Source organism: Microbacterium sp. NPDC060132 (assembly GCF_042729675.1).
Taxonomy (GTDB): Bacteria; Actinomycetota; Actinomycetes; order Actinomycetales; family Microbacteriaceae; genus Microbacterium; species Microbacterium sufflavum.
Genome location: NZ_JBHWXU010000001.1, coordinates 671,526 through 694,752, shown reverse-complemented (window position 1 = coordinate 694,752; position 23,227 = coordinate 671,526). Strand labels below are relative to the sequence as shown.

Genomic DNA, 23,227 nt, shown 5'->3' with positions numbered 1-23,227 from the left:
GTCGTCGCGCTCCGTCAGGAGAAGATCATCGGCAGGTCGTCGTCGGCGTCTGCTCCGCCGAAGTCGAGGTCCACCACCACGGGCACGTGGTCGCTGGGCTGCTCGCCCTTGCGCTCGTTGCGATGGATCGACGCGCCGGTGACCGCGTCGGCCAGCGTCTTCGAACCGAGGATGAAGTCGATGCGGATGCCCTCGTTGCGCGGGAACTTGAGCCGCTGGTAGTCCCAGTAGGTGTAGCCCTCGGGCAGCAGCGGGCGCACCACATCGGTGACACCGGCATCGGCCAGGGCGAAGAACGCCTCACGCTCGGCGGGCGAGACGTGCGTCGAGCGGCCCACCACGATGTCGGGGTCGCCGTTGTCGTGGTCGAACGGGATGATGTTGAAGTCGCCGACGAGGGCGAGCGGCAGGTCGGGGTTCGCCGACAGCTCGGCCGCGGTGGACTGCCTCAGCTGCTCGAGCCAGTGCAGCTTGTACGCGTAGTGCGGGTCGTCGAGGGAGCGCCCGTTCGGCACGTACAGGCTCCATACGCGCACGCCGTCGACCATCACCCCGAGCGCGCGCGCCTCCTGCGGAGCGTCGGGGCCCTCGTGACCCTTGGCGAAACCGGGCATGCCGTCGAACGCGGTGCGCACGTCGGTGATGGGCAGGCGGCTGGCGATCGCGACGCCGTTCCACTGGTTCAGGCCGTGCACCTCGACGTGGTAGCCGGCCTCCTCGAAGGGGGCGAAGGGGAACTGCTCCGGCTTGCACTTCACCTCCTGCATCGCGAGCACGTCGATGTCTTCACGGACGGCGAACTCGACGGTGCGGGCGACACGGGTGCGGATGGAGTTGACGTTCCAGGTGGCCAAGCGCATGCGTCCAGCCTAGTTGCGGCCTCCTACACTGGATGCCGTGACCGCACTCGACGCAGACCGCCAGACCCTCCTCGACCTCATCACCGACGAGGCGGTGTTCCACGGCGACTTCACCCTCTCCAGCGGCAAGAAGGCCACCTACTACGTCGACATGCGCAAGCTCACGCTCGACCACCGCGCCGCTCCCGCCATCGGCCGGATCATGCTCGACCTGATCGCCGACCTCGACGTCGTCGCGGTCGGCGGTCTCACGCTCGGCGCCGACCCCATCGCGAACTCCGTGCTGCACGCCTCGGTCGGCACCGACCGTCCGCTCGACGCGTTCGTCGTGCGCAAGGAGCCCAAGGACCACGGCCGCGGCCGTCAGATCGAGGGCGCCGACGTGAAGGGCAAGCGCGTGGTCGTGCTGGAGGACACGTCGACCACCGGGCAGTCGGCGCTCAAGGCCGTCGAGGCGCTGCGCACGGAGGGCGCCGAGGTCGTGGCCGTCGCCGTGATCGTCGACCGCAAGACCGGAGCGCAGGCGGCCATCGAAGCCGAGGGGCTGGAGTGGCGCGCCGCGTTCGACCTCGACGACCTCGGGCTCGACCCGCAGTGACCCGCTACGCCCTGGCCGTCGACGTCGGCGGCACCAAGATGGAGGCCGCCCTCGTCTCGGCGGACGGCGTGCTCGTCGAAGGCAGCCGCAGCCGGCAGCCCACCGGGCGCGCGGCCACGCCCCCGGCCCTCGCCGCCGCGGTCGACGCGATCGTGCGGCATGCCCTGGCCGCACTGCCGGCCGGCGCGGAACTCGTCGGGGCGGGGATCGGCAGCGCCGGTCCGGTGGATCGCGTCGCGGGCACCATCGAGCCGGTGAACATGCCGCTCGCGCACGGCTTCGCCCTCGCGGCGGCGGTGCGGGACGCGGCGACGGCGGTGCTCGGCCGCGACCTTCCCACGACGCTGGGCCACGACGGGGGTGCCCTCGCCCTGGCGGAGTCGTGGCTCGGGGCGACCCGTGACGCGGGGGCCTCGCTGTCGATCGTGGTGTCGACGGGCGTCGGCGGCGGCTTCGTGGTGAACGGCGCCTACATCCCGGGAGCCACCGGCAACGCGGGTCACCTCGGTCAGGTGCGCCGCGAGGGAGGGCTCACGCTCGAGGAGATCGCCTCCGGCCCCGCGAGCGCCGCCTGGGCGCAGGAGCAGGGGTGGACCGGCGCGACGGGGGAGGACCTCGCGCGCGACGCGGCAGCCGGAGACGCGATCGCCCGCGCGGCCATCGAGCGCTCGGCCCGCGCGGTCGGCGAAGCGCTCGCGGACGCCGCGACCCTGGTCGACCTCGACGTGGTGGCCATCGGCGGCGGGTTCTCGCGGGTGTCGTCCGACTACATCGACCTCGTGCAGCAGGCGCTCACCGCGCACGCCGTGCACCCGTACTCCCGGCGTACCCGGGCCGTGCGCTCGGGCCTCGGCGACGAAGGGCCCCTCATCGGCGCCGCCGCCCTCGCGCTCCGTTGAACCCTCACGCGCACGCCCTCAGCGCGCGGCGGTCAGCAGGTGGCGGGGTGGTCCCTCGAGGCGGGCGACGGCGATCTTGAGGTCGGTGACGTCGGCGCCGACGGCGTCGAGGCGGGTGGTGAGCTTCTCCTCGACGGTGTCGATGCGGGTGGTGAGCTTGTCCTCGACGCTGTCGATACGGGTGGTGAGCTTCTCGTCGACGGCGTCGATGCGGGTGGTGAGCTTCGCGTCGACGGCATCGATGCGGCGCACGACCCAGGCCATGGCGGCGAACATGCCGGTGCCGAGGGTGAGCACGATGCCGATCGCGCTGATGACGACCGTCAGGCTGTCGGTGGACACGGATGCTCTCCTCGGGTGCGGTGTGTCTTCGACGATACGTCGCCGCGGGTGTGGCGACTCCCGGAATCCCGGCATCTGTGAGGAAGGGGAGAGAGGCGCGGATGGGGGAGGAGGAGCGCCTCAGCCGGTCGCCGACACGCGCCGTCCGGAGCGCGACGTCACGAGCATCAGGACCGGGACGACAGCGCACAGCACGGCCGAGACGACGAAGGTCGCAGGAGCCGCCGGATCCCGACCGATGAGCAGGATCAGCGTGGGCACGAAGGTGCCGCCCACCGCGCCGCAGGCGACCAGGGCTCCGGTCACGGCGGCGCTCCGTGCGGGGTCGAGGCGGTCGAGGGCGAGACCGAGGATCAGGCCGTAGCTCGGCGCGAGCAGCACGACCACCGCCGCCAGGGCCACGAGCGCTCCCACCGGCTGAGGGCCCACGAGCGCGCCGGCCACGCCCATCAGCACGGCCGCGCCCGCCGTGGCCGCGACCAGGATCGCGAGCGGGGGCACCGACGCGCGGCGCAGGGCCGCTGCCCCGAAACGGCCCGCCGCCATCAGGCCCCAGAACGCGGAGGTGCCGAGCGCGGCCGCGGCCGGTTCGAGCGTGAGCACGCGCTCCGGGATCACGGCCGACCAGCCGGAGAGCACGGTCTCGACCCCCACGTAGAGCGGCAGGGCGAGCGCGAACGGCAGCAGCACCGCGAGCGACCGCACGTCACGCGGCGCCGGGGCTTTCGCGGCGACCGTCGGCACGGGCGCGATGAGCACCGACACGGTCACCAGCGGCACCGCGGCGAGAAGGGCCAGCAGCGGACGGGTGTGCGCTCCCAGCACCACCGCGAGCGGGGTGGCCGCGGCGCACACGGCGACCGTGCCCATCAGCGCACTCAGCAGCCCGGTCGCGCTGCGCGTGCTCGCGGCCTTCGCGGCCACCGAGCCCGAGGCCTCCACGAGCCCGAAGCCGAACCCGGCGACGGCGGCGGCGGCGATGAACACGACCGCATCGCCCGCCCACGCGGCGGCGACGAGCGCCACGGCCTGCAGGGCGCTGCCGAGCAGCAGTGTCGTGCGCGGGGGCTTCCGCGTCAGCAGCGGACCCGAGGCCAGCACGCCCACCAGCAGCCCGGCGAAGAGCACGGGCACCGCGGCGCTGAGGTCGGCGCCGATGTCCCGCTGCGCCGAGGGCAGCACGGCGGGGACGAACGCCGCGGTCACGCCGAGTCCCGCGAACGCGCTGAACAGGCCGAGGCGGATCCGGCCGTCCGCGCCCGTCATGCGCCGTTGGCGCGCACGTGGTGCACGGCCGCGAACGTGTCGCGCAGCGCCTCCATCGAGCGGTCGTAGTTCGACTGGGCGACCCCGATGAAGATGCAGTCGACGACCATGAGCTGGGCGATGCGGCTGCCGAGCGCGCCGGAGCGGAACCCGGTCTCGCGCGCGGCGGTCGTCAGCACGATGTCGGCCTGCCCGGCCAGCGGCGCGCCCGCATGGTTGGTGATAGCGATCGTGGTGGCCCCCGCCTTGCGGGCCAGGAGCAGGAACTCGATGGTGTCGGTGGTCGCGCCGCTGTGCGACACCGCGATGGCGACGTTGCCGGGGCCGAGGGTGGCGGCGGAGGTCCAGGCGGCGTGCGGATCGGACCACTCCAGGGCCGTGCGCCCGATCCGGGTGAGCTTGCGCTGGAGGTCGAGGCCGACGATCGAGCTGGCCCCGACGCCGAAGATGTCGACGCGGCTCGACGACGTGATCGCCTCGACCGCGGCGCGCAGCGACTCGGTGTCGAGCACCTTGGCGGTGTCGGCGAGCGACAGCGTCTCGGCGAGGGACACCTTCGCCACGATGTCGGCGAGCGTGTCGTTGCGGTCGATGTCGCCCGACACGGCGGGGAGCGCGGCGGTGTCGTACGTCTCGCGCTCCACCTCGCGCAGCACGTGGTTGCGCAGCTCGCGCACGTGCTCGTATCCCAGGCGCTTGCAGAAGCGGACGACGGAGGTGGTGGAGGTGTCGCAGCGGTGGGCGAGCTCGGCGACCGAGAGGCCGGCGGTGGCGGCCGGGTCGGCGAGGAAGAGATCGGCGATGCGCTGCTCGCTCGGGCGGAGCTCGGGGCGGATCGCCCGCATGCGCACCAGCACGGGGGGAGCGCCGGCGTCGTCGCGGGCGGCGTCGTGGGACATGTGTTCTCCGATCGGTGTTCATAACAGTAGAGGAACTTCTGTTACACCGACAGCGACCTTCGTGTACTTTTGGTACCACCCAGACCGACGATGTTCACGGGACGTCAGGCAGCATCGCCTGAACCCAGCCAGGGCGACGCGGTCCCAGCCAGGAGGAAACAGCATGAGCACAGTACGGCGGGCGTCATTCGGCGCTCTCTCCGCCGCGGGCGTCGCGATGGCGCTCGTCATCACCGGGTGTTCCGCGCCGGCGTCGAACCCCTCGCCCTCCGAGGGCGGCACCGCGGGCGGCGACCTCGTCATCGGCGTCACCAGCGACCCGGACACCCTCTTCCCGTGGAAGGCCACGCAGTTCCAGGCGGTCAACGTCCTGCAGAACCTGTACGGCACGCTCACCGAGTTCGACGAGGACCTGAACGTGGTGCCCGGCCTCGCCGAGTCGTGGGACGTCTCGGAAGACGGCCTCACCGTCACCTTCCACCTCCGCGAGGGCGTCACCTTCGCCGACGGCAGCACGTTCGGCTCCGAAGACGTGAAGTACTCCCTCGACGCGATCGCCGCCGAGGCCACCGCGGCCGTCGCGCGCAGCTCGCTGGCGTCCGTCACCGCGGTCGAGGCGACCGACGAGACCACCGTCACCCTCACCCTCAGCGCCCCCGACGCGGCCCTGCCCGCCAACCTCGCCGTGATCAACATGGCCATGCTCTCCTCCGACGACACCGAGGAAGCGCTCAACACCACCCCGAACGGCACCGGCCCGTTCGTGCTCGAGGACCGCACCGCCAGCCAGTCGCTCACGCTCGCCAAGAACGACGACTACTGGGGCGACAAGGCGCTGCTCGACACGGTCGAGTTCCGCGTGATCCCCGACGAGTCGTCGATCGTATCGGCCATGCAGTCCGGCAACGTGCAGCTCGCGGTGTTCGACGACCCGCTGGTCGCCCAGACCGCCGAGGGCGCGAACGTCGAGGTCGCCACGACCCCGCAGCTCAGCTACCACGCCCTTCAGCTCAACGCCACGCGCGGCGACCTGGCCGACGTGAACGTGCGGCTCGCGATCCAGTGCGCGATCGACCGCGAGGAGGTGCTGGAGACCGCCGCGCTCGGCGAGGGCGAGGTCACCGGGCCCATCACGTCGCCGGCGTTCAAGTCCGACCCCGACGCGCGCCCGTGCCCCGAGCGCGACCTCGACAAGGCGGCCGAGTACCTGAAGAAGGCCGGCAAGGAGGACGGCGTCACGATCAAGACGATCGTGTCGCAGGGCGAGTACGCCACCTCCGTCAACGAGGCGCAGAACCTGAAGGCGCAGCTCGCCGACGCCGACATCACGCTCGACCTCGAGGTGCTCGAGTCCGGCGCGTTCGTCGACCGCTGGATCGCCGCCGACTTCGACGCCGCGGTCGCCCTCAACGGCGGACGCCCCGACCCCGACGGCATGTACGGGCGCTACTTCACCAGCACCGGCAACCTGAACAAGGTCGCGGGGTACTCCTCGCCCGAGCTCGACGCGCTGTTCGCCGAGGGCCGCCAGACCGCCGACACCGAGAAGCGCAAGGAGATCTACGCCGAGGTCTCCGAGAACCTCGAGGACAACGCCGCCTGGATCTGGCTGTTCACCAGCTACACCTACACGGCCACTGCCACCAGCGTGGACGGCTTCACCCCGATGGCGAACGGCTCGCTGCAGTACCTGCGGACCACCTCCATCCAGTAGCGGACCGGAGGGGGCGCGGCCGCCCGCGCCCCCTCCGTCCCCCTCCGACGACAGGCACCCTCACACGCGCATGTTCAGACAGCTCCTCCGCAACAGCGTGCTGCGACGCATCCTCGCAGCCCTCGGCACCCTCTTCGGGGTCGCCGTGTTCGTCTTCCTGATGCTGCGCGCCATCCCCGGCGACCAGATCAGCTCGGGACTCGGCACCGAGGCCGCCGCGCTCACCCCGGCGCAGCGTGAGGCTCTCGAGGCCTACTACGGCCTGGACCAGCCGCTGTTCGTGCAGTTCTTCTCCTGGCTGGGCAACATCTTCACCGGCAACCTCGGCTTCTCGTCGCGGGCGCAGACGAGCGTGCTCGACCTCACCGCGGCCGCCCTGCCCGTCACGTTCGAGCTCGCGATCCTCTCGATCGTGATCGCCCTCGCGATCGGCATCCCGCTCGGCATGCTGTCGGCCTCCAAGCCGGACTCGCTCCGCGACGGCGTCGGCCAGGTCGTGGGACTCGCGGGCCTCTCCATCCCGGCGTTCCTGCTCGGCACGGCACTGCTGGCGATCCTGGCGCAGTCGCTCGGCTTCAACCCCAACGGCCAGGGCTACGCGCGGCTGTTCGACGACCCGCTGCTGAACCTGCAGCAGATGCTGCTCCCGTCGATCGTGCTCGGCTTCGGCATCGCGGCGCCCATCATGCGCACGACCCGCACCGCCGTGCTCGAGATCCGCGCGAACGACTTCATCCGCACGGCCCGGGCGAAGGGCGTGCCGCCGCGCCGCCTCCAGGTGCGCCACGTGCTCGGCAACGCGCTGGTCCCGATCGTCACCATGACCGGCCTGCAGTTCGGCTACCTGCTCGGCGGCGCCGTCGTGGTGGAGCAGATCTTCTCGCTCCCCGGCATCGGCCGTCAGGTGCTGCTCGGCATCCAGCAGAAGGAGTACGCGCTCGTGCAGAGCACCGTGCTGGTGATCGCGCTCGCCTTCGTCATCGTCAACCTGCTCACCGACCTGCTGTACCGGGTCATCGATCCCCGGGTGCGTGCCGCATGACCGACATCTCTCAGACCCCGGCCCTCGCCCCCGGCGGAGGGCGCACCATGGAGCGCGTGCGTCTCCTGCTGCGCAGCCGCAGCGGGCTCGCCGGCCTCATCATCGTGTTCCTGCTGGCGGTGCTCAGCGTCGTGTCGGCGTTCGGCCTGCTGCCCTTCGACCCGCTGGCGCAGGATCCGCCCTCGCGCCTGCAGCCGCCGTCGGCCGTGCACTGGTTCGGCACCGACCAGTTCGGCCGCGACGTGTTCTCGCGCGTGGCCGCCGGCGTCGCGAACTCGGCGCTGATCTCGGTCGTCGCGGTGGCGTTCGCGACCGTGGTCGGCACGGTCTGCGGCCTCATCGCCGGCTTCTACCGCGGCATCTCCGACGGTGCGATCACCGCGGTCACCAACGTCCTGTTCGCGTTCCCGCCGCTGCTGCTGGCGCTGTCGCTCGCCTCGGTGTTCGACCGCAACTGGTTCACGATCGCGGTCGCCATCGCGATCGTCTACGTGCCGATCTTCATCCGCGTCACGCGCGGCCCGGTGCTGTCGCTGCGCGAGGTCGAGTACGTCAAGGCCGCCAAGAGCACGGGGCAGGGCCGCATGGCCACGATGTTCCGGCACGTGCTGCCCAACATCACGTCGATCATCATCGTGCAGGTCACGCTGTCGCTGTCGTGGGCCGTGCTGACCGAGGCGTCGCTGAGCTTCCTCGGCCTCGGCACGCCGCCGCCCGCGCCGTCGCTCGGCTCGATGATCTTCGAGGCGCGCACGCTCGTCACCATCGCGCCGTGGACCATGATCGCGCCCGGCGTGGTCGTGGTGCTGCTCGTGGTCGGGCTCAACCTGCTGGGCGACGGGCTGCGCGACAGCCTCGACCCGCGGAACCGGGGGAAGCGATGACCCTGGAGGATCTCGGCGCCCTCGCCACCGAGGCCAGCGACCCCCGCTACGCGCGACTCGACCAGATGAGCGTGGCGGAGCTCGCCCAGACCATGAACGACGCCGACGCCACGGTGCCCGCGGCCGTGCGGCGCGCACTGCCGCAGATCGTCCCGGCCATCGAGGCCACCGCGGAGCGCATGGCGCGGGGCGGACGGCTCGTCTACGTCGGGGCAGGGACGCCCGGTCGCATCGGGGTGCTCGACGCCTCGGAGTGCCCGCCCACGTTCAGCACGCCGCCCGAGCTGGTGTTCGCCATCATGGCCGGCGGGCCCGGCGCGATCGTGAACCCGGTCGAGGGCGCGGAGGACGACGCCGAGGCCGGAGCCGCCGCGATCGACGCCGCCGGCATCGGCCCGCTCGACACCGTGATCGGCATCGCCTCGAGCGGCCGCACCCCGTACGTGGTCGCGGCCGTCCGCCGGGCGCGCGAGCGCGGGGCGCTGGGCATCGGGCTGTCGTGCAACGCGGACACCCCGCTGAGCGCCGTCGCCGAGCACGGCATCGAGGTCGAGGTCGGCCCCGAGGTGCTGTCGGGTTCCACCCGCCTCAAGTCGGGCACGGCGCAGAAGCTCGTGCTCAACATGTTCTCGACCATCTCGATGGTGCGAGACGGCAAGGCCTACGGCAACCTGATGGTCGACGTGAAGGCCACGAACCACAAGCTCCGCGAGCGCGCGATCCGCATGGTGCGCACGATCGCCGAGGTCGATCGCGACACCGCGGTCGCGGCGCTGGAGACCGCCGCCTGGGACGTGAAGCTCGCGTCGATCATGATCCGCCGCGGCGAGGACCTCGCCGCGGCCACCACCCGACTCACCGCGGCAGGCGGACGCCTGCGCACGGCACTGGAGGAGAACTGATGCGCGTCCTCGGACTGATCTCCGGCACCTCGCACGACGGGATCGATGCCGCCGTCGTCGACTTCGCGACCAGCGGGGGCTTCACCGACCACGGCGTCGACCTGACCGGCACCGTGCTCGCGGCCACGAGCGTGCCGTACGCGCCGGAGCTGCGCGCCCGGCTGATCGCCGCCCTCCCGCCCGCGCCGACCACGCTCGCCGAGGTCGCGGAGCTCGACACCCTCATCGGCCAGGCGTTCGCCGACGTCGCGGCCGACATCGCCGCGCAGGTCGGCGGGGTCGACGCGATCTGCTCCCACGGGCAGACCGTGTACCACTGGGTCGACGGCGCCCACGCCCTGGGGACCCTGCAGATCGGGCAGCCCGCCTGGATCGCGGAGAGGGTCGGGGTGCCCGTGGTGTCGGACATCCGCATCCGCGACATCACCGCGGGCGGCCACGGCGCCCCGCTGGTGTCGTTCCTCGACGAGCTGCTGCTGCGCGGACGAGCCGGGGTCACGGCGGCCCTCAACCTCGGCGGCATCTCGAACATGACGGTCGTGCGCCAGGACGGCCTGGTCGCCTACGACATCGGTCCCGCGAACGCGCTGGTCGACGCGGTCATCGTGGAGCACGGGCTCAACCCGCTCGGCTACGACGACGATGCGGCCGTGGCGCGCACCGGCCGCGTGGACGAGGCGCTGCTGTCGGCCCTCCTCGACGACCCGTACTATGCGCTGAAGCCGCCGAAGAGCACCGGCAAGGAGCACTTCCACCTCGGCTACGTGCACGAGCACCTGGCCGCGCAGGGCCGCGACATCCCGGTCGCCGATGTCGTGCGCACGCTCACCGAGCTCACGGTCCGCACGGTCGCCCGCGACGTCGCCGCGGCGGGCATCGGCTTCCTCGCGGTCTCGGGCGGCGGGTGCCGCAACCCGCTGATCCTCGAGGGTCTGCGCGCCGCGCTGCCGGAGACCGAGGTCGTGCTGGCCGACGAGCTGGGGGCTCCCGCCGACAGCAAGGAGGCGATCCTGCTCGCGCTCATCGGCTGGTCCACGATGCACGGCGTCCCCGCCATCGTCCCCGGCGGCACGGGCGCCCGCGAGCCCCGCATCCTCGGCACGATCACGCCCGGCGCCGGCCCGCTGCACATGCCGGAGCCGGTCGCGGCGATCGATTCGCTCACGCTCGGGGAGGCGACGGCGTCGTGAGCGGCCACGGAGCAGGCCAGGTGCGCGGCGCGAGCGCTGCGGGGGCCGTCGCGGCGGTGATGCGCGGCGACACCGCCCCCCGCGCGGTGGTCGCCGGGGTGGTCACGCGCACCTCGCGTGACGTCGCGGTGGGTGGCCTCGCGGACCTTGCGGGAACCCCGGTCACGCGCGACACCGCCTTCGACCTCGCCTCGGTGTCGAAGGTCGCGGCCACCACCACGGCTCTGCTGCGCCTGGTGAGCACGGGCGACCTCGGCGTCGACGACCCGGTCGACCGCTTCCTCCCGGGCACCGCGTGCGCTCCCGGCACCACGGTGCGCCACCTGCTGCAGCACCGCGCCGGACTGTGGGAGTGGCAGCCGCTGTACCTCGACCCCGCCCCCGCCGACGCGGTCGTGGACGCCCTGCCGCTGCGCTACGGCCTCGACGAGGGGCGGCACTACTCCGACCTGGGCTTCATCCTGCTCGGGCGCCTCATCACCGCGGTGACCGGCCTTCCGCTCGACGCCGCCGTGCGGGAGCTCGTCACCGCGCCGCTGGGACTCGCGCACACGGGCTACGGCCCCGTCGGCCCTCCCGTCGCGTCCTCCGGCATCGGCGACGCCGCCGAGCGCCGCATGGTGGCTACGGGCGACCCCTACCCGATCCTCACGTCGCGCCGGCACTTCCCGTGGCGGGAGGACGAGATCGCCGGCAGCGTCAACGACGGCAACTGCTTCCACGCGCTCGGCGGCGTCTCAGGACACGCGGGCCTGTTCGGCACGGTCGACGACCTGCTCACGCTCGGCGCCGCGCTCGCCGACGCCGACCGGCACACCGACCTCTGGCACCCCGACGCGGTCGCCGACTTCTTCCGCGACGGCCCGGACGCCGGACAAGCCCTGGGCTGGCGCAGCGACACCGTGCCGGTCGACGGCCGCCCCACCCGTCTGCTGTGGCACCCGGGCTACACCGGCTGCGCGCTCGGCCTCGTGCCGGCGACGGGGACCGCGGCCGTGCTGCTGAGCACCCGTCTCCTCGCGGCCGAGATCGCCCCGACCGAGACCCTGTGGCGTGCGGCGCTGCCCGCCCTCCTGGACCCCGAAGGAACGAGTACCCCATGAGCACCACCCCGCCCGTGCTGAGCATCGACGGCCTCGCCGTCGCCTTCCGGACCGGTTCCGAGCTGATCACCGCGATCAGCGACGTGAACATCGACATCGCCGCGGGCGAGACCGTCGCGGTGGTCGGCGAGTCCGGCTCGGGGAAGTCCACGACCGCCGCCGCCGTCAACCGCCTGCTCCCCGAGAACGGCGTGATCACGGCGGGCAGCATCCGCTTCGACGGGCGCGAGCTGACCGAGCTGCCCGAGAGCGCGATGATCTCGCTGCGCGGCGCCGGGATCGGCCTCGTGCCGCAGGACCCGATGTCGAACCTCAACCCGCTCATGCGCGTGGGGGAGCAGATCGGCGAGGCGCTGGAGGTGCACGGTCACACCAGCGGCGAGGCGACGAAGGTCCGCGTGGTCGAGCTGCTGGAGATGGTGGGCATCGCCGACGCCGCCCGGCGCGCACGGCAGTACCCGCACGAGTTCTCCGGCGGGATGCGCCAGCGCGTGCTGATCGCGATGGGGCTCGCGTGCAAGCCGCGGCTGCTGATCGCCGACGAGCCCACCTCGGCCCTCGACGTCACGGTGCAGCGCCGCATCCTCGACCAGCTCGACCAGCTCACCGACGAGCTCGGGACCGCGGTCTTCCTCATCACGCACGACCTGGCGCTCGCGGCCGAGCGCGCCGACCGCATCGTGGTCATGTTCCGGGGCCGCGTGGTCGAGGAGGGCACGTCCGCCCAGGTGCTGGGCAACCCGCAGCACGAGTACACCAGGCAGCTGCTGGCCGCGGCGCCGAGCCTCTCCTCCCGGCGTGACGCCCTGCCCGCGCGCACGGCCGCGACCGACGCCGTGCCGTTCGTGGAGATCCGCGACCTGCGCAAGGAGTTCCCGGTGCGCGGCGCCAAGGCCGGGGAGCCGCAGACCTTCACGGCGGTCGACGGTGTGAGCCTCACGATCCGCCGCGGCACGACCGTGTCGATCGTGGGGGAGTCCGGGTCGGGCAAGTCCACGACCGCGAACATGGTGCTGGGGCTGGAGGACGCCACCTCCGGATCGATCCTGTTCGACGGGCTCGACCCCACCACGCTGCGCCGCAAGGAGCTGTTCGCCCTGCGCCGCCGCGTGCAGCCGGTGTTCCAGAACCCCTACGCCTCGCTCGACCCGCGGTTCACCGTGGAGCAGTCGATCGCGGAACCGCTGCGCGTGCACCGCATCGGCACCGCGGCCTCGCGTCACGCCCGCGTCCTGGAGCTGCTGGAGCAGGTGGCGCTGCCGGCCGCGATGGCCGAGCGGCTGCCGCACGAGCTCTCCGGCGGGCAGCGGCAGCGCGTGGCGATCGCGCGGGCGCTGGCGCTCGAACCCGAGCTGGTGGTGCTCGACGAAGCCGTGTCGGCGCTCGACGTGCTGGTGCAGGCGCAGATCCTCGATCTGCTGGCGGAGCTGCAGACGCGCCTCGGCCTCAGCTACCTCTTCATCAGCCACGACCTCGCGGTCGTGCGGATGATCTCCGACGAGGTGCACGTGATGCAGCGCGGGGTCGTGGTCGAGAGCGGCACACCGGAGCGCATCTTCGACGCTCCGCAGCACCCGTACACGCGGGAGCTGCTGGCCGCGATCCCCGGGGCCTCGCTGGCGTCCTGACCGCGGCCGGGGCGACGGCCGCGGGCTCAGCGCTTGCGGTCGTCGTCGTCCCAGGGGCCTTCCCACCAGCCGGCACGACCGTCGTCCGAGCCGCGGCCGCGACGGGAGCGCACGAACTGCACGATGATCACGGTGAGCGACGTGAGCCCGATCAGGATCAGCACGAGGAACAGCAGGTCGTTCTGGGTCATGGGCGTTTCCCCTCCGCGGCGTCCGCCACGATCTTCGCGATGCGGGCGGCCTTCGTCTCCGGTCGCTTGGCCATCGCGATGTGCGTGAGCCCGAACTTCTTCACCGACTTCGGGAACGCGTCCCAGTTCTCACGGGCGGCGGGGTCCGCGTCGAGTGCGGCCGTGAGCTCGGGCGGCTCGATGCCCGCCTCCGGTCCGTCGAGCAGGGTCCACGAGCCGTTGGCCTTCGCGACCTCCAGGGCCCGGACGCCCGCGGGGGCCAGCAGCCCGGCGGCCTCCAGCTCGGCGATGCGCGCCTTGTTCGTCGCCGCCCACCCGCTGCCGGGCCGCCGCGGCGAGAACCACTGGCCGTTCGTCTGGTCGTCGAAGCTGCGCACCGGGCCGTCGATCCACCCGAAGCACAGCGCCTGCCGCACCGCGTCCTCATAGCCGACGCCGACGGCGGAGCGGCCGCGCACGCTCAGCAGCCACACGCCCGCGGTGCGCTCGTGGTGCTCCTCGAGCCAGGCGCGCCAGGCCGCGGCGTCGGCCGCCGCGATCCGCTCGCCGTCGTCGAGGGCGCCCACCTCAGTCCTCGTCCAGCGTGGGGATCGATGCGGTGATGGTCGGCAGCAGGTCGGCGACGGAGTCGACGATCTCGTCGGGCCGGAACGGGTACTGCTCGATGCTGCGCCGATCGCTGATGCCGGTCATCACGAGCACGGTGTGCAGGCCGGCCTCGATGCCGGCGACGATGTCGGTGTCCATGCGGTCGCCGATCATGCCCGTCTTCTTGGAGTGCGCGCCGATCTTGTTCAGCGCCGAGCGGAACATCATCGGGTTGGGCTTGCCGACCACGTAGGGCTCCTTGCCGGTCGCCTTCGTGATGAGTGCGGCGATCGCGCCGGTGGCCGGCAGCACGCCGTCGATGCTCGGCCCCGTCGCGTCGGGGTTGGTGACGATGAACCGCGAGCCGTTGATGATGTGACGGATGGCCTTGGTGATCGCCTCGAACGAGTAGTTGCGGGTCTCGCCGACCACCACGAAGTCGGGGTTCGTCTCGGTCATGATGAAGCCCGCCTCGTGCAGGGCCGTGAGGATGCCGGCCTCGCCGATCACGAAGGCGGAGCCGCCGGGCAGCTGCTGGGCCAGGAAGTCGGCCGTCGCGAGCGCCGAGGTCCAGATGCGCTCCTCCGGAACGACCAGGCCGCTCTGCCGCAGGCGGGCGGAGAGGTCGCGGGCGGTGAAGATCGAGTTGTTCGTCAGCACCAGGTAGGGGATGTCGTTGCGCTCCCACCCGGCGAGCAGTTCGGAGGCCCCGGGGATGGCGTCGTTCTCATGGACGAGCACGCCGTCCATGTCGGTGAGCCAGCATTCGATGTCGTCACGGTGTGCCATGTGCTCAGCCTAGAGGCCGCGTGTTTCCGGCAGGTCTCAGGCGGTGATCCACACGACGCCGGCGCTTCCGTCGGGAAGGGCTCGCTCGACGCCGTCCAGGCGCACGCCGTCGGCGAGGACCTCGACGGTGCTGCCGACCGTGAGCCCCTCCGCCTCCAAAGCCCGCAGCAGGTCGGAGTCGCGGTCGTCGACCCGCAGCACGCGACCGCTGTGCCCCTCCGCGGCGTCGGCGAGCAGCACGAACGGCTCCCGCTCGATGTGCCCGTCGGCGTCGGGGATCGCGTCGCCGTGCGGGTCGAAGCGCGGGCGGCCCAGGCGGGCGTCGATGCCCTCGAGCAGCCGGTCGCTGATGGTGTGCTCCAGCACCTCGGCCTCGTCGTGCACCTCGTCCCACCCGTAGCCGAACTCCTGCACGAGCCAGGTCTCGATGAGGCGGTGGCGCCGCACCATCGCGAGGGCTCTGGTCGTCCCGGCCTCGGTCAACCGCACGGCACCGTAGGGCACGTGCGACACGAGCCCCGCGGCGGCGAGCTTCTTCACCATCTCGGTGACCGACGACGGGGCGATGCCGAGCTTGGCCGCCAGCACCGACGGGGTGATCGGGGCGTCCTGCCATTCGGTGTGGGCGTAGACGGTCTTGAGGTAGTCGTCAGCTGCGGGGGAGGCCACCCGTCCAGCCTACGCGGTGGCGTCGGAGGCTCTTTCGGCGCGCGCCCACGCGGTGAGGCCGTGGATGAGGGCGCGCACGCCGATCTCGAACGTGCGGCGGGCGGGGTCGGAGCTGAGGCGGGCGCGAGCGCGCTCGGCCTCGGCGAAGGTCGGGTAGGCGGGGGCGAGGTCGCCGGGGGACATGTTGTCCGCCGGGGCGAGGGCGTCGAGGGCGGATCCGATGATGAAGGACTCCAGGGCGACGATCGCGTCGACGATGGTGTCGGTGGGCCAGCCGTCGTCGGCGAGCAGGCGGGCGATCTGCTCGTAGTCGGCGAACGAGCCCTCGTCGGCGTCGATGGGGGAGGTGGCGAGCATGACCATCGTCTGGGGTGCGGCGATCGTGGCGTCGCGGTAGCTGTGCGCCCACGCGAGGAGCGCGTCCTCCAGTGGCAGGGTCCCGGGCTCGGGGGTGGCGAGGTCGCGGCTGATCCGCCCGCGCATCGCCCGGATCACGGCGTCGCGGCTCTCGAAGTGGTGGTAGAGCGCCGAGGTGCGCACGCCCAGGGACTCCGCGAGCGCCGTCATCGTGAACTGCCGTGGTGTGCGCTCGGCGCTGAGCCGGAACGCCGCCGTGAGGATCCGCTCCTCGGTGAGCACCCTGGTCGACGGGCGGCCCACGCTGCGCGGGGATGTCGTCATCGTGGCTCACTCCTGCTCGGTGTCTGCTACTTTATTGAAACTCTTTCAATTCGCTCGAGGAAGAACGCCATGACGGGTTTCGACGCCGACACTATCGTCACCGGCGCGCGCGTCGTGACCATGGACCCCCGCCGCCCGGAGGCCTCGGCGTTCGCCGTGCGCGACGGCCGCTTCCTCGCGGTGGGCGACGACGCGCTCGTGCGGGAACTGCGCGGCCCGCGCACCGTCGTCCACGACCTCGCGGGAGCCGCGGTCACCCCGGGGCTCATCGACGCCCACCTCCACCCGCTGCAGGGGCTCGAGCTCACCGCCGGGGTCGACCTCGGCGGCATCACCACCGGCACCGGCTTCCTGGCGGCTCTGCGCGCCGAGGCCGACCGCGCGCTGCGCGACGACCGCGACCCCTGGGTGCGCGGCTGGAACCTCGACTACAACGTCTTCCACGAGCTCCCCATGACCGCCGATGCGATCGACGACGCCGTGCGCGGGCTCCCCGCCCTGTTCATCGTGTTCGACGGGCACACCGCGCTCGCCAGTCACGAGGGTCTCCGCCGCGCCGGCATCACCGGGCCCCGCGAGACCGACGACTCCTCGTGCATCGTCGTCGACGGCGACGGGCGGCCGACCGGGGAGCTGCGCGAGCTCGCGGCGTACGAGCCCGTGCGCCTCGCCGCCCCCGCCCTCGACCGCACGCAGACCCTCGCGGCGGGCCACGAGCTGCTGCGCGGACTGCGGGACTCCGGCCTCACGGGCGGCACCATCATGGACGGCGGCTTCGCCACGCTCGACCTGCTCGACGGTCTCGAGCACGGCCCGGGTCTGCCCCTCCGCATCGTGTCCGCGATCGACCACGAGCCCGGGTTCGACGCCGACCGCACGGCGGAGAACCTGCGGATGCGCGACCGCCGCGGCGAGCGGTGGCGCGGCGGCGTCGTGAAGCTGTACGCCGACGGGGTCGTCGAGACGGGCACCGCGTGGCTGTACGAACCCGATACGGCCGGCGGCGGCACGGAGCCCTTCTGGAAGGACGCTGCCGCCTACGCCCGCACCGTGCGGCGCTACGCCGACGCCGGCTTCCAGGTCGCGACCCACGCGATCGGCGACCGCGCGGTCGGCGAGGTCGTCGACGCCTACCTCGCCGCGGGCGCGCGCTGCGCCACCGGAGCCCCGCACCGCATCGAGCACCTGGAGACCACGACCGACCGCGACGTCGCCCGCATCGCCGCCGCCGGCATCACCGCATCGATGCAGCCGCTGCACCTGCAGTGGCGCAAGGCCGACGCCTCCGACGACTGGTCGCGGCGCCTCGGCCCCGCCCGGGCCGCCCGGGCCTGGCGCGTGCGCGACTACTGGGACGCGGGTGCCCCGGTCGCCCTCGGGTCGGACTGGCCCATCGCGCAGAACGACGCCCGGATCGGCCTCGCGTGGGCCATGCTGCGCCGCCGCCCCGGCGACCGCGACGCCCCGGTGTTCGAGCCCCACCAGGTGCTCACCCCCTACCAGGCGCTGCACGGCTACACCGTGGGCGCTGCGCGGGCGCAGGGCGACGGCGACCTCGGTCGCATCGCCCCCGGCTACCGCGCCGACTACGCCGTGTGGGCGGAGAACCCGCTGCACGTCGCACCCGACGACCTCCCCGACCTGCCCGTACAGCGGACGGTCGTCGGCGGCGTCGAGCCCTGACCCCCGGCTCGACCACCCCCTCCCTTTCCTTTCACACCGAGGTGAACCCCATGCCCGAATTCGGCGCCCTCGCGCTCCTGCCCATCGCGGTGATCCTCGTGGTCGCCGTCGCCACCCGCCGCACCCTCTTCGCGCTCCTCTGCGGCACCGTCGCCGGAGCTCTGATCCTCGGCGGCTGGGGCGGCTTCGACGTCTGGGTCGAGTACACCGGCAAGGCCCTGTCGAACGAGACGGCGCAGTGGCTGCTGCTGATCGTCGCCCTGTTCGGCATCCTGATGATGCTGTTCGAGAAGTCGGGCATCGTCACCGACTTCGCCCGCTGGGTCGAGCGGTTCGTGACCTCGCGGCGGAAGTCGACCCTGCTCACGTTCCTGCTCTCGATCGTGCTGTTCGTCGACGACTACCTCAACGTGCTCACCACCGGCACGTCGATGAAGCAGGTGACCGACCGCTACCGGGTTCCGCGCACCCAGCTCGGCGCGATCATGAAGATGACCGCTGCCCCGATCGCCGTGCTCGTCCCCGTGTCGACGTGGGCACTGTTCTTCTCGGGCCTGTTCGAGGCGCAGGGGGTCACCGTCGGCGGCAGCGGCTTCGGGGCCTACCTGCAGTCCATCCCGTTCATCTTCTTCGGCTGGGCGGCCATCGCGGTGGCGCTGCTGATGAGCATCGGCTGGCTGCCGAAGCTCGGCCTGATCAAGAAGGACGCGCTGCGCGCCGAGCGCGACGGCGACGTCTTCCCGCTCGGCACGACAGACGCCGAACGCCGGGCCGAGGGCGCGGCGCTGCTCTCCGAGCTCCGCGCGGACGACGCGGACGGTTCGACCGCGCAGCGCGTCGCCGTGGCGCTCGAGACGACCACGGACACCGCGCGCAAGCCGCAGCCGTGGTCGTTCCTGATCGCGATGGCCGTGCTGGTCGGCGTCACGATCGCGACGGACGCCAACGTGGTCGCCGGTACCGCGGCGGCCCTCGCGGTCACGGTCGTGCTGGTGCTCGTGCAGCGTCGGCTCTCGGTGCGCGGCGTGCTGGACGCGGCGCTCGAGGGCATCGAGAGCATGCTCTTCGTGATGGTGCTCACCGTGCTCGCGTTCATGGTGCAGGAGATGAACATCGCCCTGCAGCTCGCCGAGTTCGTGATCCAGGTGACCGAGCCCGTGCTCACCCCCGCCCTGCTGCCGGCGATCGTGTTCGCCGTGTGCGGCGTCTACGCCTACGCGACCGGGTCGTTCTGGGACCTCGCGGCCGTCATCACCCCGGTCGTGCTGCCGCTGGCGCTCGCTCTCGGTGCCGACCCGATCCTGGCCGGTGCCGCGGTGTTCTCGGGCGCCGCGCTCGGCAGCACCACGTGCCTGTACGGCGACGGCATCATCCTGGCCTCGCGTTCGATCGGCATCAAGCCGATCAACCTCATGCTGGCGATCCTGCCCTACGCGGGGATCGCGGCCGGGCTCTCGCTCGTGCTCTATCTGGTGACGGGGTTCGTCGCGGCCTGAGTCACGGATTCGCGACGGCGACCAGCAGGCCGAACGCGACCTGCCCCGCGAAGAACACCACGAGGAAGCCGAGGAGGGCGGCGGCGAGCGACAGGCGCCCGTCGAAGCCCTCCACCTCGGCGATCCCGACCTTGCGCGCGCGGAAGGCGAGCACGAGCGTGGCGATGCCGAGGGCGAGCTGCAGCCACGGTCCGAGCGGGCCGACGACCTTCGGGAACGCGATCAGCACGGCCCCGATCACCCCGGTCGCGATTCCGATCCAGGTGAGGATGCGGACGGTGCGGCGGGCGTTCTCGGCGGGCATGGTGTCGAGCCTATCCGGGCTCATGCCCCCGTCAGGACCAGCCAGAGCAGCGCGGCGTTGAGGGCGATGAGCAGCACCGAGGCGACGACCCCGGCGATGGTGGTCCACGCGCGGTTGGCCCACACCCCGAGCGTGCGCCGCTGCGCGGTCAGCGCCACCAGCGGGATGAGCGCGAACGGGATGCCGAACGACAGCACGACCTGGCTCAGCACGAGCGCGAGAGTGGGGTCGACGCCGAGGCCGAGGATCGCGAGGGCGGGGATCAGGGTCACCAGCCGCCGTGCGAGCAGCGGGATGCGCACGTGCAGCAGCCCGTGCATGATCTCGGCGCCCGCGTAGGCGCCGACCGAGGTGGACGCCAGGCCGGACGCGAGCAACCCCACCGCGAAGAACGTGGCGACGACCGGGCCGAGACCGGCGGCCAGGGCGGCGTGCGCGCCCTCCAGGGAGTCGGTGCCCTCGACCCCGGCGAGGTTCGCCGCGGCCAGCAGGAGGATGCCGAGGTTGACCGACCCTGCGATGACCATCGCGATCGACACGTCCCAGCGCGTGGCGGTGAGCAGGCGGCGGATGCGGGAGGCCTCGGTCCGCGTGGCCTCCTCGTGGGGCAGACCCGCGCTCCCGAAGCGGTCGCGGGCGAGCGAGGAGTGCGCATAGATCGCGTGCGGCATGATCGTGGCGCCGAGGATGGAGGCCGCGAGCAGCACCGACCCGGTGCCCTCGAAGCGGGGCACGAGTCCGCCGATGACACCCGCGGGGTCGGGCGGGGCGAGGAACAGGCCGGCCAGGAAGCCGACCGTGATGACGAGCATCAGTCCGATGATCACGAACTCGAAGGGGCGGGCGCCGCGGCGGCTCTGCACGGTGAGCAGGATCATCGACACGGCCCCGGTGATCAGGCCGCCGAGGAGCAGCGGCACGTCGAACAGCAGGTACAGTGCGACGGCGCCGCCGATCACCTCGGCGAGGTCGGTCGCCATGGCCACCAGTTCGGCCTGGAGCCAGTACGCGCGTCGCGCCCATGGGCGCTTCAGGCGTGCACCGAGCACCTCCGGCAGGCTCTGCCCCGTGACCACGCCGAGCTTGGCGGAGAGGTACTGGATGAGCCAGGCCATGACGTTTCCCGCGATGACCACCCACACCAGGAGGTAGCCGTATTGCGCGCCGGCGGTCATGTTGCTGGCGACGTTGCCCGGGTCGAGATACGCGACACCGGCCACGAGGGCGGGGCCGAGCAGCCACAGGCTGCGCGGGGCGGTGGCGGCGGACGGTGTCACGGGGGCGACGAGATTTTTCGGCACACCGAAACCGTAGCGCATTTTTCGGCTTGCCTAAATATCCGGATCTGGGCCACCTCGGTGACGACGATCGCTCCGCCGAGACAGGCGGCAGTGGGGCGGCGATAGCCTGGCGGGATGGATGCACGCACGCCCGAGAGCCCGGCGACGGACGACTCCGCGGCCCCGGTCCCGGACGGCGCGGGCGGGTCCCTCGCCCAGCCCGGCTACGGCGTCGGCCCGTGGCCGGGAGGACGGGACGCCTGGCCCGAAGGGGAGCAGTACGACCCGGAGCTGCTCGCCAACGGCGACACCCGCAACGTGATCGACCGCTACCGCTACTGGCGGATGGAGCGGATCGTGGCCGACCTGGACACGCGGCGGCACCCGTTCCACGTCGCGATCGAGAACTGGCAGCACGACATGAACATCGGTTCGATCGTGCGCAGCGCCAACGCGTTCCTCGCCGACACCGTGCACATCATCGGGCGCCGCCGCTGGAACAAGCGCGGCGCCATGGTCACCGACCGCTACCAGCACGTCGTGCATCACGAGGACGTGGCGTCGTTCGCCGCCTGGGCCGCGGCGGAGGGGCTGCCCGTGATCGCGGTCGACAACGTCGAGGGCGCCGTCCCCGTCGACCGGGCGGACCTGCCGCGTGCGTGCGTGCTGCTGTTCGGGCAGGAGGGTCCGGGGCTCTCGGACGAGGCGCTCGCCGCGGCCTCCGCGCACGTGGAGATCACGCAGTACGGCTCGACCCGCTCCATCAACGCCAGCGCCGCGGCCGCCGTGATCATGTACGAGTGGTGTCGCCGCCACGCCGCGGACTGAGGCGCGCGTGTTCGGCCCGCCGCGCCGCGACGGTCAGGCGGCGGCGGAGAGCCAGCGTCCCGACCGCACCCGCCAGCCGAGCGTGCCGAGCCGCGCGAGCAGGTATACGCCGAAGAAGGCCACCGCGAGCCAGATCAGGCCCGCCGCGCCGTCCACTCCCGTCGCCGCGATGATCCACAGCACGGGCAGGAACGGCACCAGGTTCAGGCCGCCCGCGATCGCGAGGTAGCGCGCATCGTTCGCGCCCATCAGCACACCGTCGAGCACGAACACGACACCGGCGATCGGCTGGGCGACCGCGAGCACCAGCAGCGCCGGCTGCACGAGTGCCGCGACGTGCGGGTCGCCCGTGAACACGATCCCGAGCACGCCCGACAGTGCGGCGATGACAGCGCCGACCGCCACGCCGAACCACGCGCCCCAGGCGACCGTCCGGCCGAGGACGCGCTGCACCTGCTGCTCGTCTCCGGCGCCCAGCTCCTTGCCGATCAGCGCCTGCGCGGCGATGGCCAGGGCGTCGAGGGCGAAGGCGGCCGCGGAGAAGATGGTGAACACGATCTGCCACCCGGCGAGCTCGTCGGTGCCGACCCCGGTCGCGACCGCCACGGTCGCCATCAGTGCCACGCGGAGGCTGACCGTGCGCAGGAACAGCCATCCGCCCGAGGTGGCGGTGTTGCGCAGGCCGTCGCGCTGCGCCCGGAGCGAGGCGCTGTGGCGGGAGGCGAGCCGCTGCACCACCAGCACGTACGCGGCGACCATGCCCCACTGCGCGGCGACCGTGCCGGCCGCGGACCCGGCGATGCCCCAGCCGAAGCCGTAGATGAAGAGCCAGTTGAGCAGCGCGTTGGCACCGAAGCCGAGGCCGGCGATCCAGAGCGGGGTCATCGTGTCCTGCATGCCGCGCAGCAGCCCGGTCGCCGCGAAGACGATGAGCATCGCCGGCAGCCCCCACATCGAGATCACCAGGTACTCGTCGGCCTGGGCGGCCACGGCCTCGCTCGCGCCGAACAGCGACACGAGCCACGGTGACGACACCGCACCGATCACGGCCAGCACGGCCCCGAGGCCCAGGGCCAGCCACATGCCGTTGATCCCGACCGACACGGCCTCGCCCGGCTGCCCGGCGCCGAAGCGCCGCGCGACCGCCGGGGTGGTCGAGTACGCGAGGAACACCATCAGGCCCACGATGGTCTGCAGCACGGCGCCGGCGATGCCGAGCCCCGCGAGCGGCGTGGTGCCGAGGTGGCCGACGAGCGCGGCGTCGACGATGAGGAACGCCGGCTCGGCGATCAGCGCACCGAGTGCCGGAACCGCCAGTCGCAGGATCTCTCGGTTGAGGGAGGTGCGCGCGGCCATCCTCCGAGCCTATGACCTCGCGCCGACACCCGTGC

General features: G+C 72.4%; 24 protein-coding genes. 12 read left to right on the top strand and 12 right to left on the bottom strand.

Annotated elements, in window-relative coordinates:
- Window positions 1–14 precede the first annotated feature (14 nt).
- Window positions 15–860 (bottom strand): exodeoxyribonuclease III, encoded by an 846-nt coding sequence (locus tag ACFWCH_RS03525; RefSeq protein WP_136036466.1) that lies wholly within the window; start codon window positions 858–860, stop codon window positions 15–17.
- Window positions 861–897: 37 nt separating this feature from the next.
- On the opposite strand from ACFWCH_RS03525, the gene pyrE reads away from it, so the two are divergent.
- A complete protein-coding gene (gene pyrE, locus ACFWCH_RS03520; protein WP_136036467.1) occupies window positions 898–1,458 on the top strand; it encodes an orotate phosphoribosyltransferase in 561 nt (186 codons plus the stop codon).
- Window positions 1,455–2,357, top strand: coding sequence for an ROK family protein (locus ACFWCH_RS03515; RefSeq protein ID WP_378802918.1), 903 nt, complete (start codon window positions 1,455–1,457; stop codon window positions 2,355–2,357). Before pyrE ends, ACFWCH_RS03515 begins: the two co-directional genes overlap by 4 nt.
- 18 nt (window positions 2,358–2,375) lie before the next feature.
- Here the strand turns inward: ACFWCH_RS03515 and ACFWCH_RS03510 are convergent, their stop codons facing one another.
- The 3 genes from ACFWCH_RS03510 to ACFWCH_RS03500 form a co-directional block, all read right to left on the bottom strand.
- The gene (locus ACFWCH_RS03510) at window positions 2,376–2,699 is read right to left on the bottom strand and encodes a hypothetical protein (protein ID WP_378802917.1); all 324 of its coding nucleotides are present in this window, start codon (window positions 2,697–2,699) and stop codon (window positions 2,376–2,378) included.
- A gap of 120 nt (window positions 2,700–2,819) precedes the next feature.
- Complete coding sequence (locus tag ACFWCH_RS03505; RefSeq protein WP_378802916.1) at window positions 2,820–3,965, bottom strand: MFS transporter; 1,146 nt, start codon at window positions 3,963–3,965, stop codon at window positions 2,820–2,822.
- Window positions 3,962–4,864, bottom strand: coding sequence for a MurR/RpiR family transcriptional regulator (locus tag ACFWCH_RS03500; protein ID WP_136030814.1), 903 nt, complete (start codon window positions 4,862–4,864; stop codon window positions 3,962–3,964). Before ACFWCH_RS03500 ends, ACFWCH_RS03505 begins: the two co-directional genes overlap by 4 nt.
- 163 nt (window positions 4,865–5,027) lie before the next feature.
- On the opposite strand from ACFWCH_RS03500, the gene ACFWCH_RS03495 reads away from it, so the two are divergent.
- From ACFWCH_RS03495 to ACFWCH_RS03465, 7 genes are all read left to right on the top strand, one after another.
- The gene (locus ACFWCH_RS03495; protein WP_136035409.1) at window positions 5,028–6,578 is read left to right on the top strand and encodes an ABC transporter substrate-binding protein; all 1,551 of its coding nucleotides are present in this window, start codon (window positions 5,028–5,030) and stop codon (window positions 6,576–6,578) included.
- 70 nt (window positions 6,579–6,648) lie between these two features.
- On the top strand, window positions 6,649–7,620 hold the full coding sequence (locus tag ACFWCH_RS03490) for an ABC transporter permease (RefSeq protein WP_136030810.1): 972 nt from the start codon (window positions 6,649–6,651) through the stop codon (window positions 7,618–7,620).
- A complete protein-coding gene (locus ACFWCH_RS03485; RefSeq protein WP_136030808.1) occupies window positions 7,617–8,504 on the top strand; it encodes an ABC transporter permease in 888 nt (295 codons plus the stop codon). Before ACFWCH_RS03490 ends, ACFWCH_RS03485 begins: the two co-directional genes overlap by 4 nt.
- A complete protein-coding gene (gene murQ / locus ACFWCH_RS03480) occupies window positions 8,501–9,406 on the top strand; it encodes an N-acetylmuramic acid 6-phosphate etherase (RefSeq protein WP_378802914.1) in 906 nt (301 codons plus the stop codon). Before ACFWCH_RS03485 ends, murQ begins: the two co-directional genes overlap by 4 nt.
- Window positions 9,406–10,596, top strand: a complete 1,191-nt coding sequence (locus ACFWCH_RS03475) for an anhydro-N-acetylmuramic acid kinase (protein ID WP_378802912.1) — start codon at window positions 9,406–9,408, stop codon at window positions 10,594–10,596. The genes murQ and ACFWCH_RS03475 overlap by 1 nt, the downstream gene beginning before the upstream one ends.
- Window positions 10,593–11,699, top strand: coding sequence for a serine hydrolase (locus tag ACFWCH_RS03470; protein WP_366626485.1), 1,107 nt, complete (start codon window positions 10,593–10,595; stop codon window positions 11,697–11,699). The genes ACFWCH_RS03475 and ACFWCH_RS03470 overlap by 4 nt, the downstream gene beginning before the upstream one ends.
- Window positions 11,696–13,327 carry an ABC transporter ATP-binding protein gene (locus tag ACFWCH_RS03465; protein WP_378802911.1) on the top strand — a complete coding sequence of 544 codons (1,632 nt, stop codon included), beginning with the start codon at window positions 11,696–11,698 and terminating at the stop codon, window positions 13,325–13,327. The genes ACFWCH_RS03470 and ACFWCH_RS03465 overlap by 4 nt, the downstream gene beginning before the upstream one ends.
- Window positions 13,328–13,353: 26 nt before the next feature.
- Here the strand turns inward: ACFWCH_RS03465 and ACFWCH_RS03460 are convergent, their stop codons facing one another.
- The 5 genes from ACFWCH_RS03460 to ACFWCH_RS03440 are packed head-to-tail and all read right to left on the bottom strand — an operon-like array spanning window position 13,354 to window position 16,245.
- Complete coding sequence (locus tag ACFWCH_RS03460) at window positions 13,354–13,518, bottom strand: hypothetical protein (RefSeq protein ID WP_378802910.1); 165 nt, start codon at window positions 13,516–13,518, stop codon at window positions 13,354–13,356.
- On the bottom strand, window positions 13,515–14,084 hold the full coding sequence (locus ACFWCH_RS03455; RefSeq protein WP_136044664.1) for a YdeI family protein: 570 nt from the start codon (window positions 14,082–14,084) through the stop codon (window positions 13,515–13,517). Before ACFWCH_RS03455 ends, ACFWCH_RS03460 begins: the two co-directional genes overlap by 4 nt.
- Window position 14,085: 1 nt before the next feature.
- Window positions 14,086–14,895, bottom strand: coding sequence for an HAD-IIA family hydrolase (locus ACFWCH_RS03450; RefSeq protein WP_136036235.1), 810 nt, complete (start codon window positions 14,893–14,895; stop codon window positions 14,086–14,088).
- A gap of 36 nt (window positions 14,896–14,931) precedes the next feature.
- Window positions 14,932–15,564 (bottom strand): metal-dependent transcriptional regulator, encoded by a 633-nt coding sequence (locus ACFWCH_RS03445; RefSeq protein ID WP_136044663.1) that lies wholly within the window; start codon window positions 15,562–15,564, stop codon window positions 14,932–14,934.
- Window positions 15,565–15,573: 9 nt separating this feature from the next.
- On the bottom strand, window positions 15,574–16,245 hold the full coding sequence (locus tag ACFWCH_RS03440) for a TetR/AcrR family transcriptional regulator (protein ID WP_378802909.1): 672 nt from the start codon (window positions 16,243–16,245) through the stop codon (window positions 15,574–15,576).
- Between the two features lie 69 nt (window positions 16,246–16,314).
- Here ACFWCH_RS03440 and ACFWCH_RS03435 point away from each other — a divergent pair, with 69 nt between their 5' ends.
- Together ACFWCH_RS03435 and ACFWCH_RS03430 are read left to right on the top strand one after the other, a co-directional pair.
- A complete protein-coding gene (locus tag ACFWCH_RS03435; RefSeq protein WP_378802908.1) occupies window positions 16,315–17,928 on the top strand; it encodes an amidohydrolase in 1,614 nt (537 codons plus the stop codon).
- Between the two features lie 50 nt (window positions 17,929–17,978).
- Window positions 17,979–19,424: a Na+/H+ antiporter NhaC family protein gene (locus ACFWCH_RS03430; RefSeq protein WP_136030787.1), complete on the top strand. Its 1,446-nt coding sequence runs from the start codon at window positions 17,979–17,981 to the stop codon at window positions 19,422–19,424.
- A 1-nt stretch (window position 19,425) separates the two neighbouring features.
- Here ACFWCH_RS03430 and ACFWCH_RS03425 read toward each other — a convergent pair whose 3' ends face one another.
- Both ACFWCH_RS03425 and ACFWCH_RS03420 read right to left on the bottom strand, forming a co-directional pair.
- Window positions 19,426–19,728 carry a hypothetical protein gene (locus ACFWCH_RS03425; RefSeq protein WP_136030785.1) on the bottom strand — a complete coding sequence of 101 codons (303 nt, stop codon included), beginning with the start codon at window positions 19,726–19,728 and terminating at the stop codon, window positions 19,426–19,428.
- A 20-nt stretch (window positions 19,729–19,748) separates the two neighbouring features.
- The gene (locus tag ACFWCH_RS03420) at window positions 19,749–21,047 is read right to left on the bottom strand and encodes an Nramp family divalent metal transporter (protein WP_378802907.1); all 1,299 of its coding nucleotides are present in this window, start codon (window positions 21,045–21,047) and stop codon (window positions 19,749–19,751) included.
- A 96-nt stretch (window positions 21,048–21,143) separates the two neighbouring features.
- Between ACFWCH_RS03420 and ACFWCH_RS03415 the strand changes: the two genes are divergently transcribed.
- The gene (locus ACFWCH_RS03415) at window positions 21,144–21,836 is read left to right on the top strand and encodes an RNA methyltransferase (RefSeq protein WP_136030783.1); all 693 of its coding nucleotides are present in this window, start codon (window positions 21,144–21,146) and stop codon (window positions 21,834–21,836) included.
- 33 nt (window positions 21,837–21,869) lie between these two features.
- On the opposite strand, the gene ACFWCH_RS03410 is transcribed toward ACFWCH_RS03415, so the two are convergent.
- Complete coding sequence (locus ACFWCH_RS03410) at window positions 21,870–23,192, bottom strand: MATE family efflux transporter (RefSeq protein ID WP_378802906.1); 1,323 nt, start codon at window positions 23,190–23,192, stop codon at window positions 21,870–21,872.
- Window positions 23,193–23,227 lie beyond the last annotated feature (35 nt).

Bases quoted from the DNA above. Each gene is read 5' to 3' on its own strand.
- ACFWCH_RS03525 (WP_136036466.1), bottom strand. From the start codon at position 860: ATGCGCTTGGCCACCTGGAACGTCAACTCCATCCGCACCCGTGTCGCC.
- ACFWCH_RS03505 (WP_378802916.1), bottom strand. From the start codon at position 3,965: ATGACGGGCGCGGACGGCCGGATCCGCCTCGGCCTGTTCAGCGCGTTC.
- ACFWCH_RS03500 (WP_136030814.1), bottom strand. From the start codon at position 4,864: ATGTCCCACGACGCCGCCCGCGACGACGCCGGCGCTCCCCCCGTGCTG.
- ACFWCH_RS03495 (WP_136035409.1), top strand. From the start codon at position 5,028: ATGAGCACAGTACGGCGGGCGTCATTCGGCGCTCTCTCCGCCGCGGGC.
- ACFWCH_RS03490 (WP_136030810.1), top strand. From the start codon at position 6,649: ATGTTCAGACAGCTCCTCCGCAACAGCGTGCTGCGACGCATCCTCGCA.
- ACFWCH_RS03485 (WP_136030808.1), top strand. From the start codon at position 7,617: ATGACCGACATCTCTCAGACCCCGGCCCTCGCCCCCGGCGGAGGGCGC.
- murQ (WP_378802914.1), top strand. From the start codon at position 8,501: ATGACCCTGGAGGATCTCGGCGCCCTCGCCACCGAGGCCAGCGACCCC.
- ACFWCH_RS03475 (WP_378802912.1), top strand. From the start codon at position 9,406: ATGCGCGTCCTCGGACTGATCTCCGGCACCTCGCACGACGGGATCGAT.
- ACFWCH_RS03465 (WP_378802911.1), top strand. From the start codon at position 11,696: ATGAGCACCACCCCGCCCGTGCTGAGCATCGACGGCCTCGCCGTCGCC.
- ACFWCH_RS03460 (WP_378802910.1), bottom strand. From the start codon at position 13,518: ATGACCCAGAACGACCTGCTGTTCCTCGTGCTGATCCTGATCGGGCTC.
- ACFWCH_RS03450 (WP_136036235.1), bottom strand. From the start codon at position 14,895: ATGGCACACCGTGACGACATCGAATGCTGGCTCACCGACATGGACGGC.
- ACFWCH_RS03440 (WP_378802909.1), bottom strand. From the start codon at position 16,245: ATGACGACATCCCCGCGCAGCGTGGGCCGCCCGTCGACCAGGGTGCTC.
- ACFWCH_RS03435 (WP_378802908.1), top strand. From the start codon at position 16,315: ATGACGGGTTTCGACGCCGACACTATCGTCACCGGCGCGCGCGTCGTG.
- ACFWCH_RS03430 (WP_136030787.1), top strand. From the start codon at position 17,979: ATGCCCGAATTCGGCGCCCTCGCGCTCCTGCCCATCGCGGTGATCCTC.
- ACFWCH_RS03425 (WP_136030785.1), bottom strand. From the start codon at position 19,728: ATGCCCGCCGAGAACGCCCGCCGCACCGTCCGCATCCTCACCTGGATC.
- ACFWCH_RS03420 (WP_378802907.1), bottom strand. From the start codon at position 21,047: ATGCGCTACGGTTTCGGTGTGCCGAAAAATCTCGTCGCCCCCGTGACA.
- ACFWCH_RS03415 (WP_136030783.1), top strand. From the start codon at position 21,144: ATGGATGCACGCACGCCCGAGAGCCCGGCGACGGACGACTCCGCGGCC.
- ACFWCH_RS03410 (WP_378802906.1), bottom strand. From the start codon at position 23,192: ATGGCCGCGCGCACCTCCCTCAACCGAGAGATCCTGCGACTGGCGGTT.